Annotated in this window: 11 protein-coding genes; 8 read left to right on the top strand and 3 right to left on the bottom strand. The window is 59.6% G+C overall.

The genetic code is table 11. The features are described 5' to 3' along the window. Positions 1-3,831: a non-ribosomal peptide synthetase gene (locus RA28_RS20670; RefSeq protein ID WP_039532901.1), complete on the top strand. Its 3,831-nt coding sequence runs from the start codon at positions 1-3 to the stop codon at positions 3,829-3,831. A gap of 4 nt (positions 3,832-3,835) precedes the next feature. Here RA28_RS20670 and RA28_RS20665 read toward each other — a convergent pair whose 3' ends face one another. From RA28_RS20665 to RA28_RS20655, 3 genes are read right to left on the bottom strand one after another with little or no spacing between them, the layout of a single operon-like run. Then, on the bottom strand, positions 3,836-4,219 hold the full coding sequence (locus RA28_RS20665; RefSeq protein WP_039532899.1) for a carboxymuconolactone decarboxylase family protein: 384 nt from the start codon (positions 4,217-4,219) through the stop codon (positions 3,836-3,838). 35 nt (positions 4,220-4,254) lie between these two features. Further along, entirely contained in the window at positions 4,255-5,337 is a 1,083-nt protein-coding gene (locus tag RA28_RS20660; RefSeq protein ID WP_039532897.1) for an aromatic ring-hydroxylating oxygenase subunit alpha, read from the bottom strand. Next, positions 5,334-6,221 (bottom strand): MurR/RpiR family transcriptional regulator, encoded by an 888-nt coding sequence (locus RA28_RS20655; protein ID WP_039532895.1) that lies wholly within the window; start codon positions 6,219-6,221, stop codon positions 5,334-5,336. The genes RA28_RS20660 and RA28_RS20655 overlap by 4 nt, the downstream gene beginning before the upstream one ends. Before the next feature lie 65 nt (positions 6,222-6,286). Between RA28_RS20655 and RA28_RS20650 the strand changes: the two genes are divergently transcribed. Genes RA28_RS20650 through RA28_RS20620 form a run of 7 tightly spaced genes read left to right on the top strand, consistent with a single transcriptional unit; the run spans position 6,287 to position 13,981 of the window. After that, a complete protein-coding gene (locus RA28_RS20650; protein WP_039532986.1) occupies positions 6,287-8,740 on the top strand; it encodes an FAD-dependent oxidoreductase in 2,454 nt (817 codons plus the stop codon). Further along, complete coding sequence (locus tag RA28_RS20645; protein ID WP_039532893.1) at positions 8,737-9,819, top strand: alcohol dehydrogenase family protein; 1,083 nt, start codon at positions 8,737-8,739, stop codon at positions 9,817-9,819. Before RA28_RS20650 ends, RA28_RS20645 begins: the two co-directional genes overlap by 4 nt. Next, positions 9,816-10,394 carry a dimethylsulfonioproprionate lyase family protein gene (locus RA28_RS20640; protein WP_039532891.1) on the top strand — a complete coding sequence of 193 codons (579 nt, stop codon included), beginning with the start codon at positions 9,816-9,818 and terminating at the stop codon, positions 10,392-10,394. The genes RA28_RS20645 and RA28_RS20640 overlap by 4 nt, the downstream gene beginning before the upstream one ends. After that, positions 10,391-11,497: a mandelate racemase/muconate lactonizing enzyme family protein gene (locus RA28_RS20635; RefSeq protein WP_039532888.1), complete on the top strand. Its 1,107-nt coding sequence runs from the start codon at positions 10,391-10,393 to the stop codon at positions 11,495-11,497. The genes RA28_RS20640 and RA28_RS20635 overlap by 4 nt, the downstream gene beginning before the upstream one ends. Next, entirely contained in the window at positions 11,494-11,778 is a 285-nt protein-coding gene (locus RA28_RS20630; RefSeq protein ID WP_039532885.1) for a cupin domain-containing protein, read from the top strand. Before RA28_RS20635 ends, RA28_RS20630 begins: the two co-directional genes overlap by 4 nt. Further along, positions 11,775-12,881 carry a mandelate racemase/muconate lactonizing enzyme family protein gene (locus tag RA28_RS20625; RefSeq protein ID WP_039532884.1) on the top strand — a complete coding sequence of 369 codons (1,107 nt, stop codon included), beginning with the start codon at positions 11,775-11,777 and terminating at the stop codon, positions 12,879-12,881. Before RA28_RS20630 ends, RA28_RS20625 begins: the two co-directional genes overlap by 4 nt. After that, positions 12,878-13,981 (top strand): mandelate racemase/muconate lactonizing enzyme family protein, encoded by a 1,104-nt coding sequence (locus RA28_RS20620; protein WP_039532881.1) that lies wholly within the window; start codon positions 12,878-12,880, stop codon positions 13,979-13,981. Before RA28_RS20625 ends, RA28_RS20620 begins: the two co-directional genes overlap by 4 nt. Position 13,982: the final 1 nt, after the last annotated feature.

The following is a 13,982-nucleotide window of genomic DNA, read 5'->3' as shown; positions in this document are numbered from 1 at the left end:
ATGGGACATCCGAAGGGCGTTGCCGACATTCTTCCGCTGACATCGGCGCAGAAAGGCATGCTGTTTCACGCTGTCCAGCGTAGGGGAACACCCGGCGCTTACGTGGCGGTCGTTTCGTGCGCAGTGGACGGCCCACTTGAACCCGAACGCCTGAAGGCTGCGATACAATCTGTCATCGAAGCCCGCGATGCCTTTCGCGCCGGTTTTGTCTGGGAGGGTACCAAGCAGCCCGTGCAGGTCGTCCGCGAACGGGCTGACTTGCCCTGGACAGAATTGGATTGGCGCGACGAACCGAATGTAAAGGACAAGCTGCGCGACCTGGAAAAGCAGGAACAACTGCGCCAGTTTGATCTTAAAACGCCACCGCTGATGGCGATTGCCTTGATCCAAATCTCTGATACTTCGTGGCGACTTGTTTGGACGATGCACCATCTGATCAGCGACGGTTGGTCCACCGAAGTCGCATTGAAAGACGTCTTCAATCGCTACAACAACGCGCCGCCTTTGGGCCCGTTGCCGCCGAGTTTCAAAAGCTACCTCATCTGGTTGCGAAAACAGTCACCGTTGACCGATCACGAATTCTGGACCGAACAGTTCTCCGGTCTGGATGCCCCCAGTTTGCTACCGGAACCCGGCGACACCCGGGTTGGAACCCTGCAGCAGTCGCGCTCGGATTTGCTGGGTGCGGATCTTCTGGAAAGGGTTGAACAAATCGCTGCCCGGCTGAAGATGACAACGAACACGGTGCTGTCAGCCGCGTGGGCATTGGTGTTGCGTCGCATGCTTGGGCAGGATGATGTGGTTTTTGGCACCGTGACCGCCGGCCGTCCGGCAGACATCGCCGGGATTGGGGACGCGGTCGGCGCATTCGTCAACACGCTGCCGGTTCGTCTGACAATCGATCCTGAACAACCGGTCGACGCGCTGCTGCACACCCACGCGCGATCCGAGAACGCGCGGCGAAGGCACGAGTTTGCGTCTTTGCCCGAGGTTCAGGCCTGTGCACCATTCCCGGCTGGAACACCTTTGTTCGACGCGCTGTTCGTCAACGAAGGCGTTGCAAACGTTTCACTGGAATTTGGCAACATCCGCTTGTCCGATCTCAGAACGTCCCAGTTCAGCAACTACCCGTTGGCGTTGCTGGTAACTCCGCAAGGGTCCTTTAAGGCGGAAATCTATTTCGACCCTGCCAAAATCAGCGGCGAAAAGGTCGAGACCTGCCTGGACTCCTACAAACAAGTTCTGATCAAATTGTCCGGCAATCCAGAAATTCGTATCAAGGACCTGTTTCAAAGCGCGCAGTCTTTCGCGACCACCGCGCCCGCACCGGACAACGAAACCGTCGTTCAGCGGTTTCTGCAACAGGCAGGAACAAACCCGAACGCGCCCGCGCTGTCCGATGAAAATGGAACACTCACCTACTCTGACCTGTCGTATCGCGCACGGCAGATTGCGCATGCGTTGCGGGCGAAAGGCGTCGGCCCGTCAGATATCATCCCGGTCGCACTGCCGCGGGGTGCCGACTCGGTTGCGGCTTTCTTAGGCGTCATGATGTGTGGCGCCGCTTACGTGCCGCTTGATCTGACCTATCCCGCGCAACGTATTGCGCAGATATTCGATGTGGTTTCGCCCAGGCTTTTTGTGACGCAATCCGACTGTGAAATGGATGTGTCCGAAACCGCTGCTCAAGCGGTTCTGGTGGACAACTTACAGGTTGCCATTGATCCGGCATCCGCGACCACCGGCGAACGTGCCTACGTGATGTTCACCTCTGGTTCGCAAAACCGCCCAAAAGGCGTCGAGATCACGCAGACCGGCTTGGCAGTGTCCACTGCGGCCCGTGACATTGTGCATGGTGCGCCGCCCGAGGCTTACCTTCTGCTGTCGTCGCTCGCGTTCGACAGTTCGGTTGCCGGCATTTACTGGACACTGTGCTCTGGCGGCCATTTGGTCATTGCTGCCCGCAGGGCCGAGCAAGAGCCATTGCAACTGGGCAAACTGATCCGGCAGCACCAAATCACGCACACGCTCTGTTTGCCCAGTCTGGCCCAAGCCCTATTGCTTACCGTGCCAAAGCAAGACTTGCAAAGCCTGCGCATGTTGATTGCTGCTGGCGAAGCTGTGCCGACGGAATTGATCGCTCAGTGCCAAGCCGCACTGCCGCTCTGCAGGTTGATCAACGAATACGGTCCGACAGAGGCAACTGTTTGGTGCACCTCGTTCGACGCAACTGGCTTTGACGGTTCACATGTACCAATCGGTTCCCCCATCCCAGGCACATGGGTCGGAATTGTTGATCCCGACGATTGTCAGGCCGAGCCGGGCGACGTCGGTGAAATCGTGGTCGCAGGTAAAACGGTCGCGCAAGGGTATCTTAACGACCCCAGGCAGACGGCCGAGCGGTTCTTTTCGATGGGTCCTGACGCCCTTCCGGCCTACCGCACAGGTGATCTGGGCGTTGCTGATGCCGCGGGCTGTATCACCTTTCTCGGGCGGAAGGACAAACAAGTCAAAATCCGCGGACACCGGATCGAATTGTCCGAGCTTGAAACAGTTGCAAGGTCGGTCGCAGAAAACACTCGCGTCGCGGCCCTGATAACCGAAACAGATGGAATGCGCGCCATCACGCTGGCCTTGGAGTGTCGCGATGGCGACGCGCTCTGTGAACGCGTCAGATCCGAAATCGAGGCTACTTTGCCCGCGCCGTTTCATCCTAAATCTGTCGAAGCAGTCGCGGAATTTCCGAACCTGCCAAACGGTAAGTTGGATGAACGCGCCTTGGCCACGCTGTTGGCCGAGCGCATGACATCAAAGGACAACGTACCGCTGCGGGATGATCTAGAGACCCGCATCGCAGCATTGTTTGCCGATGTGCTGAAAGTGACTTGCACCAGCCGGGATGACAACTTTTTTGAAATGGGCGGCGACAGCCTGATGACTCTCAAAACAAGCGCCCGCGCGCGCGAGGGTGGACTTCGTTTCGAACCGATGGACCTGTTCAGCTTTCCCACGGTCGGCGGGCTGGCCGACCACCTCAGAGCCTTGCAGCAAGGTGACGTGGATCAGACCCGCTGGAAAGTTTTTCGCACAGCTAACGAAAGAGGGCAGGAAACGCCTGTTGCGCTGGTTCACTGTCTGATGCCCTTTTTCAACCATGTTGCGGAACATCTTGGCCCCGATCACACTGTCGTGCATATGCCGGGGCATCGCCTACCGGGAATGCCCGTGCCTTTCGACAAGTCGCTGGAAGATCTGGCGGATGAAGCGATAGCGACGCTTAGAGATGTTGCGCCCGACCGACCCATCCTGTTGTGCGGGTTTTCTGCCGGTTGTGCGCTGGTTTTGGCGATTGCCAAGCAATTGGGTCCCGAAAACGTCGCTGGTATCGTTCTTCTCGATCCGCCCTACAAGATGATCGGCGCGGAGCCAGCATTGCAACCCCTGTACTACCGGACATACAAACGGTGGAGGTATCAGTTCCGACGGGCCAAACATCGTCGGAAAGCGCAAGTCGCAGTGCCGGAGGCCAAGGCCCAATTGGACAATCCGAACTGCACCGAGGATCAAAGGATTGATGCGGTTTCGCTGACTTACGGACTCGCGATCAACGATTACCATGTTCAGCGCGTAGACCACCCAACCCGCGTCTTTTTGACCCCGGGCAATCCGGCGATGACCAAGGGCGACGTCCTGGATACACACCTGACGAACAAACGCATTCACCAGGTAGAGACGAAACACCGCCAGCTTCTGCGCGAGACAGAGTCGCAAGCCCGCATCGCGGCTTGCATCAAAAGCTTAATTGACAAATCCGCCGAAAGTTTGGGCTGACGGTTCAGCTCGCTTCATCGATCACCTTGCGTGCCACGCGAAAACACTCCAGCGCCTGCGGAACGCCGCAATAGATGCCCACGACATGGATGATGGCGCGGATTTCCTCGGTGGTGACGCCATTGTTGATTGCGCCCCGGCAATGGATTTCCCATTCATGCATTTTGCCCAACGCGCCGATCATCGACAGGTTCATCATCGACCGCGTCTTTGGGTCGATCACATCGTCGCCCCAGCCGAAACCCCAGCACCACGCGGTCATCGCCTCTTGAAACGGGCGGGTAAACTCATCGGCGGCAGACAGGTTCTTTTCGACATAGGCCGCGCCCAGCGTCGCCTTGCGCTGTTCCAGACCTTTCAGGAACAGGTCTTCGTCAAATGCACTCATGCTGTTGTCCTTCTCGTTCCGGCATGCACGCGCAGTTATGCACCATCCACCGCCTCACGCATCCATTTTTGCAGATGCATCACAGGATGTTCCGAATTCACCCCGCCTTTGGGGTCTACGACCAGGGGCCCCGGACGATAACCGCGCGAATGCAGGCCCCGCTGTACGGATTCGACCAGCCGTATATCCTCTTCGACCGTGGTCGCCCGATCCTGCGCCGCCAGTTGCCGTATCTTGGGGTCATCCACGCCACCAACAGAATACCAGCCGCGCCAGACCACCACGTGATCGGCATCCACGGCGCGCCAGTGATAGGTGTTCAGCACGTTCCCCGGGTAGACCTGAAACGAAAACATGGGCCAGAGGAACCAGCTTGAATATTCATCGAAATGCTCGAACCCCGACTGGATGTCATAGGTCATGTTTTCAAGGCTCTGGCACTCCGTCGTGTGGCGCAGGCACATGCCCTGAGGCTGAATGTCGTAGGTTTCAGGCCGGACCACACCATTGGCAAATGTCGGGTGGTTTAGCGAACAGTGATAGCATTCCGAGTAATTCTCGACCGAGACTTTCCAGTTGCACAGCTCTGGTATCTCAACCCATTCCAACGGCTTCAGATCGGCCCAGTTCGGCACCCATTCTTCAAGTTCGGCACGGGCGTTCGGGAACCAATCGTCCATCGGCGCGGCGTCGGGATCGAGGTTGACGAAGACAAAACCCAGAAACTCTTCGGTGCGAACCTCGTTCAAACAGACCGAGGATTTGTCGAACCCCTCAACCGCCTTCAGGTTCGGCCCGGCCCGCAACTCGCCGGTCAATTCATAGGTCCAGGCGTGATAGGGGCAGACCACGACGCGTGTGGTGCCCGTACCCTCGACCAACTGGTGCGCACGGTGCTGACAGACATTGTAGAAGACGCGGATCTTGGAATCGCGGCCCCGGATCGCAAACAAATCCTGCCCGGCAACTTTGAACGCGACATAAGCGCCGGGTTCAGGCAATTCAGACGCATGGCAGCCAAACTGCCAAGTCCGCGCAAGCAACCCGTCGGTTTCCAGCCGGAACACGGCTGGGTCGGTGTAATACCGGGCTGCGAGAGATTGGATAGGTGCTGTCACGAGTCCTCCGAGTGGTAAAGGCCAAGCTGATGGCGTCGTTTGTGAAAGGTTTCGACCCGCTCGACGATCTCATTGCTGGCAACGGCGATCACGAAGGACAGCAGCGTTTCCAGCAACGCAATCGTACTGACCGAAGACGGGAAGAACTGGGGCGTATCCGCCGAAATGACAAAGCCGTGCTGGGCATTGCGCAGGACAGGGCTGGCCGGGCTGTCAGACAGGCCCACCACCGTCAGCCCCTGCTCACGCGCGACCTGAACGGCCTCGACCACTTCGTTCCGGTAGGGTTTGCACGTCATGGCGATCAGGACGTCGCGCTTGTCCGCCCAGGCCAAGTCGTCGATCGGGTTCGAGCCGGGGCGCGGGATCGCGTGGAACTGCACCATCCCGGTCGACGCCAGATAGACAAAGTTCCGCGCGTTCGAGTTGTTCACGCCAACGCCCAGCACAAAGACGTTGCGCGAATTCCAGATATCTTCGGCCGCCGCTTTCAGTTGCTCGGACGAGATATTGGCAAAGGTCTCTTCGACATTGCGCAACGCGTCCTGAACCATATCGGCATAAAGCCCGCCCATGTTACCGGACTTGCGAATATCCTGCAGCCATCGCGCACGATCCGGGAAATCGGCTTGCCCGCGTCGGATCGCCTCGCGAAACGGAATGCGGAAATCGTCATAGCCTTCGAACCCCACCTGCCGCGCCATGCGGACGATGGTGTTGGGCTTTACATTCGCGGCCTCGGCGATTTCCCGCACGGTCGAGACCCCAACGTCGCGGGGATTTTCCAGCACATAGGTGGCGGCCTTTCGGGCCTCCGGCGTCAGATCCGAAAGCTCTTCCGCCAGCCTCTCCAGAATCGTATTTGATACATTTGTCCCATTCATGATTGACGATGGTATTTTTGTTTGCTTACGGTGTCGAGACAAAATCGACTCGAAGGAACGATCCGATGGCATCTGATTTCCCGACCCAGGCACGCGTTGTAATCGTCGGCGGTGGCGTGATGGGCGTTGGCCTGGCTTATCATCTGGGGCATGAGGGCTGGGGCGAAGACACCGTTCTGCTGGAAAAGGCTGAACTGACCAGCGGCAGCACCTGGCATGCGGCGGGGCAGATCACGCATTCGACCTCCAGCTTCGGGCTGGGAAAGTGTGTCGATTATAATATCGGGCTGTATTCCGGTGTTTTGGAGGCCGAGACCGGGCAGGCCGTGACATGGCATGGCTGCGGCTCGTTCCGGCTGGCCTATACCGAGGATGAGATGGACTGGCTGCGCCACACTTTGTCGGTCGGGCGGTCGCTGGGCTTCAACATCGAACTGGTCGGGCCGGAACGTGTGGCAGAGTTGCATCCGTTCTACAATCTGGACGGTGTGCTGGGTGCATTGCACACCCCGGATGATGGCCATGTGGACCCCACAAACGTGACCATGGCGATGGCCGCGGGCGCGCGTCAGAAAGGCGTTCGGATCATCCGGCAGTGTCAGGCAACCAACATCACCCAGGCCGAGAATGGGGAGTGGATTGTCGAAACGCCCAAGGGCACGATCACCTGCGAACACGTGGTCAACGCGGGCGGCACCTATGCAAGGCAGATGGGCGAATGGTCGGGGCTGCAATTGCCGATGACGTCCATGACGCATCATTACTTCGTGACCGAACCAGTGCCGGAGTTTGAAGCGCTGGAAAAGGAACTGCCGGTGATCCGTGATGACAAGAAAGTCTCGGGCTATATCCGCATGGAACAAAAACGTGGCCTGATCGGGATTTACGAGAAAGAGAACCCCAACTCGGTCTGGCATGATCATTGCCCTTGGGACTATGAGAACTGGCTTTTCGATGCGGATTACGACCGGGTGATGCCGTGGCTTGAGGAAAGCCTGAACCGGATGCCGATCTTTGCGGAACTGGGGATTCAGCGCGAGGTACATGGCGCGATCAGCCATCCGCCGGATGGCAACCCGCTGATCGGGCCCGCGCCGGGCGTGCAGAATTATTGGTGCTGCTGCGGCACCCAGATCGGCATCGGCTGGGGGCCGGGCCTGACGCGCGAGCTGGCGCGCTGGATGGTGCACGGGGCCGCCGATATCTCGATGCGCGAGTATGATCCGCGTCGGTTTGGCAGCTATGCCACGAAGGACTGGCAAGTGATCAAGGCCGAGGAAGACTATTGCCTGCGTCACGAAATCCCTTTCCCGCATTTCAATCGGTTGGCGGGGCGTCCGATCAAGCCGTCGCCCTTGCATGATCTGCTGAAATCGAAGGGCGCAGTGCATGAAGAGGTCTACGGCTTCGAACGCCCGCGCTGGTTTGCCCGCAACGGGGTGGCGCAGCAGGATCACTATTCCTTCCGCCGGACCCAAGCGGATGACATGGTTGCGTCAGAAGTTGCGGCGGTGCGCGAGCGGGTCGGCATCATGGACGTCACCGCCTTTACCAAGGTCGAGGTGTCGGGCCCGGACGCCTACGACCTGCTCGACCGGTTGACCGCAAACCGGATGCCGCAGAAAGACGGCTCCATCACTCTGACCCACATGCTGAACCGCCGAGGTCGGATCGAGCTTGAGACAACCATCGTCCGCATGGCATCGGATCGCTATTACCTTGTTTGTGCAGCGTTCTTCGAACAACGTCTGTTGGATCATCTGGCGCAGCAACGCGATGGGGAAGATGTGGTAATCACCGCACTTTCGGCTGACAGGTCCGCCCTGTCGCTGAACGGACCGCGATCGCGTGACGTGCTGGGCGCCTGCACCGATGCTGACCTGAGCAATGCCCGGTTCCGCTGGCTTTCTGCCCAGCGGATCAAGGTCGCGGGCCACGATGTCTGGGCGTTCCGCATGTCGTACGCGGGTGAGCTGGGTTGGGAGTTGCACATGCCCAACGAGGCCTGTCTTGACGTCTACAACGCGCTCTGGACTGTGGGTGAGGCGCACGGGATCGCTGATTACGGCAGCTTCGCCATGAACGTCATGCGGATGGAGAAAGGCTTCAAAGGGGCCGGTGAATTGACCAACGAGGTCACGCTGGCCGAGGCCGATGTGTTACGCTTTGCCCGTGCCGATAAGGACTATCTGGGCAAGGATAAAACCCTGAACACAGATCTGCCTTGGATCTGCGCCTACCTGGAAATCGAACCGGATGGTGAGATCGATGGGCATGGCGGTGAGGCCGTTCTGCTGGACGGGCGTGTTGTTGGCTCGACCGCCTCCGTGGCCTATGGGCACAGTGTCGGCAAAACTCTGGCATTCGCCTATATCAAACCCGAAGCCGCCGGTGCGGGCACGCAGCTTGAGGTCATCATCCACGGCACGCCCCGCGCCGCGCGGGTCCTGTCCGAGCCTGCTTATGATCCGCAAAGCCTGTTGCCTCGCACCGATGCCGCGTTGGAGGCCGCGCAATGACACAGCCGACCACAATGCAGGCGATGGTCACGATGGGGCATGGCGATCTGGACCAGATGGTCTGGCACGAGGATTGGCCTTGCCCCACGCCCGCTTCGGGCGAGGTGCTGATCAAGGTCGGAGCGTGCGGGCTGAACAATACGGACGTGAACACACGGTCCGGCTGGTATTCGAAAACCGTGAGCGACGCGACAACCGGTGGCGCTTTTGAAGAGGTGGGCGAGGACGACCCGACATGGGGCGGTGCGCCGCTGGTCTTTCCGCGCATTCAGGGCGCAGACGTCTGTGGGCAAATAGTCGCCGTTGGCGAGGGCGTGGACCCGCGCAGGATCGGCGAGCGGGTGATCACCGATTGCTGGCTGCGCGATCCGGCCGAGCCTTTGAACAAGGACAAGACCGGCTATTTCGGGTCCGAGCGGGATGGCGGGTTTGCGCAATACGCAACCATTCCGGCTCAGAACGCGATTGCGATCGACTCGCCGCTGTCTGATGCGGAACTGGCAACCTTTTCCTGCTCTTATTCGACCGCCGAAGGGATGCTGACCCGCGCACAGGTTACCGAAGCCGACACGGTTCTGGTGCCCGGCGCATCGGGTGGCGTCGGTGGCGCGTTGGTGCAACTGGCCAAACGCCGCGGCGCGCGGGTGATTGCCTTGGCGTCGGAGGCCAAACATGGCGACGTCGCCGCGCTCGGGCCCGATCGCATCCTGCCCCGCGCCCCGGATAACTTGCGCGCAGCACTCGGCGATGAAAAGATCACTGTGGTTGCTGACGTTGTGGGTGGCCCCTACTGGCCGACGCTCATCGACATTCTGGAGCGCGGCGGGCGCTATACCTGTTCAGGCGCGATTGCCGGCCCGATGGTGGAGTTCGATCTGCGTACATTCTACCTGCGCGATCTGACCTTTACCGGTTCGACCGTGATTGACCCTCAGGTGATGCAGAACCTCGTGCGCTATATCGAGGCGGGAGAGGTCAAACCCGCGCTTGCCGCAACTTTTCCGCTCAGCGAATTGCACGCGGCGCAAACCGCCTTCATCGCCAAGAAACACACCGGCAACATCGTGGTGATCCCATGACGCTTGAGGACGTACTGGAAGCCGCGCGGCACTTGCACCAATCGCATCCCGATCTGGCGGCGTTCGCGGACTGGCCCACCGACCTGGCCGCCGCACCCCTGCCCGCGACGCCAGTCCCCGCCACGCGGCTGGTGAGCGAGTTTGACCTGACGGGCACCGAGGCCACGCAACATCTGATTTCAGCCGTAGCCGCGACAGCGGATCAGGCACATTGGAAGCTCACCTACAGTGAGGAAGAAGTCGGCGCGGATTTTCTGGCACGCTACGGGTATTATGAGTTGTTCGGCCCCAAGGGGCATTTCCACTCGAACCAACTCCGCGGCTATATCGCCTACTGGGGTGCGGGGTTGCTTTATGACTGGCACAGTCACGAGGCCGAGGAGATTTATCTCGCGCTGGCGGGTGGAGCGCGGTTCAAGAGCGAACAGGACGAGGCATTTGTCGGGCCGGGCCAGACCCGCCAGCATCACGGCAGGCAAAGTCATGCGATGATCACAAAAGACCAACCCATCCTGAGCTTTGTGCTGTGGCGCGGCGCGGGCCTCGGTGATTTGCCTCGGATGGATGCCGCATGAAAATCACCCGCATCCGTATCTACCAGACCAGGCTGCCCTATGTGGGCGGCGCTTATGTCTGGGGTGCAGGGAATGCGATTGAAACGGCCATCGCATCCGTCGTGGTCATCGATACCGATGCAGGCCTGCAAGGCTGTGGCGAGTTCACGCCCTGCGGCGAGAATTACATGGTGGCCCATTCCGAAGGCGTCTCTGCGCTGGCACGGCTGGTGGCTCCGAAGCTGCTGGGCGAAGACCCGCAGCAGGTCGGGCGGATCGAGCAGTTGATGGACCACCTTGTACAGGGCCACGGCTATGCCAAGGCCCCGTTTGATGCGGCCTGCTGGGATATTTTGGGGCAGGCTTGTGATCAGCCCGTCTGGATGCTGCTGGGTGGTAAACTGACGGACGGCGCACCGATGTACCGGGTCGCGCCGCAGAAACCAACCGATCAGACCATTGCTGAGATGAACGCCTATCGCGATCAGGGCTACCGCCAGTTCCAGATCAAGGTTGGCGGAGATTGGGCCGCAGATATCGACCGGATCCGCGCGACCGTTCCGCTGCTGAACGCGGGGGAAAAGGCAATGGCGGATGCCAACCAGGGCTGGCGCGTCGACAATGCGATCCGGGTGGCCCGCGCGACCAACGATCTGGACTTCATCCTTGAACAACCCTGCAAGACCTACGAGGAATGCCAGCAGGTGCGCCGCGTGGCGGAGCAGCCGATGAAGCTGGACGAGTGCCTGACCGGCATGCACATGGCCCACCGGATCGTGGCGGATCGCGGGGCTGAAATCTGTTGCCTGAAAATCTCGAACCTCGGCGGTCTCAGCAAGGCGAGGCGAGTGCGGGATTATCTGATCGAGAACCGCATTCCCGTGGTCAGCGAGGATACGTGGGGCGGTGAGATTGCCACCGCCACTGTCGCTCATTTTGCGGCCTCGACCCCAACTGACTACCTGCAGAACACAACCGACCTGATGAATTACAACACGCGCTCCACCGGGATCGGTGGCGCGGTCGCGCGGCAGGGCAAACTCTACGCGCCTGATACGCCCGGCATGGGGGTCGCTGCTGACTTTGAAAGCCTTGGCACCCCGATTGCAGAGTTCCGCTCATGAGACAAAAGGCTGTAGCGACCGAAATAATTGACGACGCCCGCGTACGGGTCACGCGGTTCGATTTCGCACCCGGCGCCGAGACCGGATGGCACCGCCATGCGCTGGATTACGTCATAACGGCGGTGACTGATTGCCATATGCGATTGGAACTGCCTGATGGTTCGGAAAACGAAGTTACCGTGCCTGCCGGCACCGCCTATCGCCGCGACAAAGGCGTCGAGCATAATGTGATTAACGCGGGTGACGCGCCCATGTCGTTTGTTGAGGTTGAATTGAAATGAAGATTATACGGATTTCGGTCTATCAAATCGATTTGCCGTTGGAATATCCATATTGGCTGTCCGGTGGCCGGCTGAAGTTTGAGACCCTGGACGCGACATTGGTGAAAGTCGAAACCGACGCCGGCTTGACGGGTTGGGGTGAAGGTACACCGTGGGGCCATACCTATGTTCCCGCCCACGGGCCGGGCATTCGAGTTGGCATCGAAACGATGGCACCGTTCCTTATGGGGCTTGATCCGCGCCGGGTACTGGACGTGGAACGCGCGATGGACCTTGCGCTGCCCGGGCATCTTTATGCCAAAAGCCCAATCGACATGGCGTGCTGGGACATCGCCGGTCAGGCTGCGGGCGTGCCGATTGCTGATCTGATGGGGGGCGGATCAAGGACACCGCGCCCGATTGCATCCTCGGTCGGTGCGAAAACCGTCGAAGAAACCCGGACAGTGATGGAGCGCTACCGGCAAAGAGGCTACATCGCGCATTCCGTCAAGATCGGTGGTGATGTTGAACGCGACATTGCGCGGGTTCGTGATGTCGAGAGCCTGCGGAAATCCGGTGAAATCGTCCTGTACGACGTCAACCGCGGCTGGACACGTCAGCAGGCCCTGCGGGTCATGAGCGCGTGCGAAGACATGAATGTGATCTTCGAGCAACCATGTGAAACACTGGACGATATCGCTGCGATTTCCGGTCGTCATGCATCGCCGGTTTCAGTGGACGAAAGCCTTGTGACTTTACAGGACGGCGCAAGAATAGCACGTGACGGATTGGCCGAGGTCTTTGGTATCAAGCTGAACCGCGTAGGCGGATTGACCAAAGCGGCCCGACTGCGGGACATGGCATTGGCGCATGGCATCGACATGTTTGTGATGGCAACAGGCGGTACCGTTTTGGCGGATACCGAGGCGTTGCATCTGGCCGCAACGGTTCCCGATGACAATTGCCATGCTGTTTGGGCCTGTCAGGATATGATCACCGTCGACATCGCCGGAGGTCGCGGACCACGCAATGTCGATGGGCACCTGCACCTGCCCGAGGCACCGGGGCTCGGTGTGCATCCCGACGAAGACGCGTTGGGGTATCCGGTCGGAGCGTATCAATGAAAATTACCAAGATAACCCTTTGGTCCGTGGACTTGACCAGTCATGAGACCTATCGCATGGCCGAAGGCAAAACCTGCGCAACGGTGACGTCTCAGGTCTTGTGCCTTGAAACGGATACCGGGCTCAAAGGGTGGGGCGAGGTGTGTCCCATCCCGAATTATTTGCCTGCTTATGCCGGTGGCGTGCCAGCCGCGATCACTGAAATGGGGCCGGAGATTCTGGGTATTTCTCCGTTTGGCGTCGATGCACCGATGCGCAAGCTCGACGGTTTTTTGCAGGGCCATCGCTATGCCAAGTCAATTGTCGACCTCGCGCTGTGGGACCTGTTCGGGCAGGCAACGGGCCAACCGGTTTATGCCCTGCTGGGTGGGCGCACGCGGAAAGACATGCCCCTTTATCACTCGATAACCTGCATCGCACCGGATGAGATGGCGCGGATCGCTCAGGCCGCGTATCAGACGGGCATTCGGCAGTTTCAGGTCAAATTGGGCGTCGAAGGCGACTGGCAGGCGGATGCCGAGCGCCTGATCAAGGTTCGGGAGGCCGTTGGGTCCGGACCGCTGGTATACGGCGACTGGAATTGTGGGGCGTCGCGACTGCAGGCAACTCGCACCGGGCGTGCCGTGGCCCATCTTGATGTCATGCTGGAACAGCCCTGCAAAACTCTGGAAGACTGCGCCGCCGTGCGTCAGGCCACAGGTCTGCCCATGAAAATCGACGAGAACGCCCATGACCTTGCCTCTCTCTTGCACGCGCACGAGTTGGGTTGCCTGGATGCCGTTGCTTTGAAACTGTCAAAGTTCGGCGGCTTGTCCGCGATGCGCCGGGCGCGGGATTTGACCGTACATTTGGGGGCCGAGATTTGCGCCGAATGCACGTGGGGATCAGACATCGTGACGGCAGCTTCGCTGCATTTCGCAGCCTCGACACCGCAGGGCTCGTTGCTAAACACCTGCGATCTGTCGTCCTATGTGTCACCGCGACTCTGCCCGGATGCGCCAAACCGTGAAAATGGTCGGATCGCACCACCCGAAGGTCCGGGGTTGGGCGTAACACCAGACCCAAATGTGCTTGGTTCCCCGATTTTGGAGATCGTTTGAG

Source organism: Ruegeria sp. ANG-S4 (assembly GCF_000814005.1).
Classification (GTDB): domain Bacteria; phylum Pseudomonadota; class Alphaproteobacteria; order Rhodobacterales; family Rhodobacteraceae; genus Ruegeria.
Note: the sequence above shows the minus strand (reverse complement) of the source record. Positions and strands in the feature narration are given on the sequence as shown.

Coding starts and splice junctions, on each gene's coding strand:
- RA28_RS20635 (WP_039532888.1), top strand. CDS start 10,391: ATGAAAATCACCCGCATCCGTATCTACCAGACCAGGCTGCCCTATGTG.
- RA28_RS20665 (WP_039532899.1), bottom strand. CDS start 4,219: ATGAGTGCATTTGACGAAGACCTGTTCCTGAAAGGTCTGGAACAGCGC.
- RA28_RS20620 (WP_039532881.1), top strand. CDS start 12,878: ATGAAAATTACCAAGATAACCCTTTGGTCCGTGGACTTGACCAGTCAT.
- RA28_RS20670 (WP_039532901.1), top strand. CDS start 1: ATGGGACATCCGAAGGGCGTTGCCGACATTCTTCCGCTGACATCGGCG.
- RA28_RS20640 (WP_039532891.1), top strand. CDS start 9,816: ATGACGCTTGAGGACGTACTGGAAGCCGCGCGGCACTTGCACCAATCG.
- RA28_RS20625 (WP_039532884.1), top strand. CDS start 11,775: ATGAAGATTATACGGATTTCGGTCTATCAAATCGATTTGCCGTTGGAA.
- RA28_RS20630 (WP_039532885.1), top strand. CDS start 11,494: ATGAGACAAAAGGCTGTAGCGACCGAAATAATTGACGACGCCCGCGTA.
- RA28_RS20650 (WP_039532986.1), top strand. CDS start 6,287: ATGGCATCTGATTTCCCGACCCAGGCACGCGTTGTAATCGTCGGCGGT.
- RA28_RS20655 (WP_039532895.1), bottom strand. CDS start 6,221: ATGAATGGGACAAATGTATCAAATACGATTCTGGAGAGGCTGGCGGAA.
- RA28_RS20645 (WP_039532893.1), top strand. CDS start 8,737: ATGACACAGCCGACCACAATGCAGGCGATGGTCACGATGGGGCATGGC.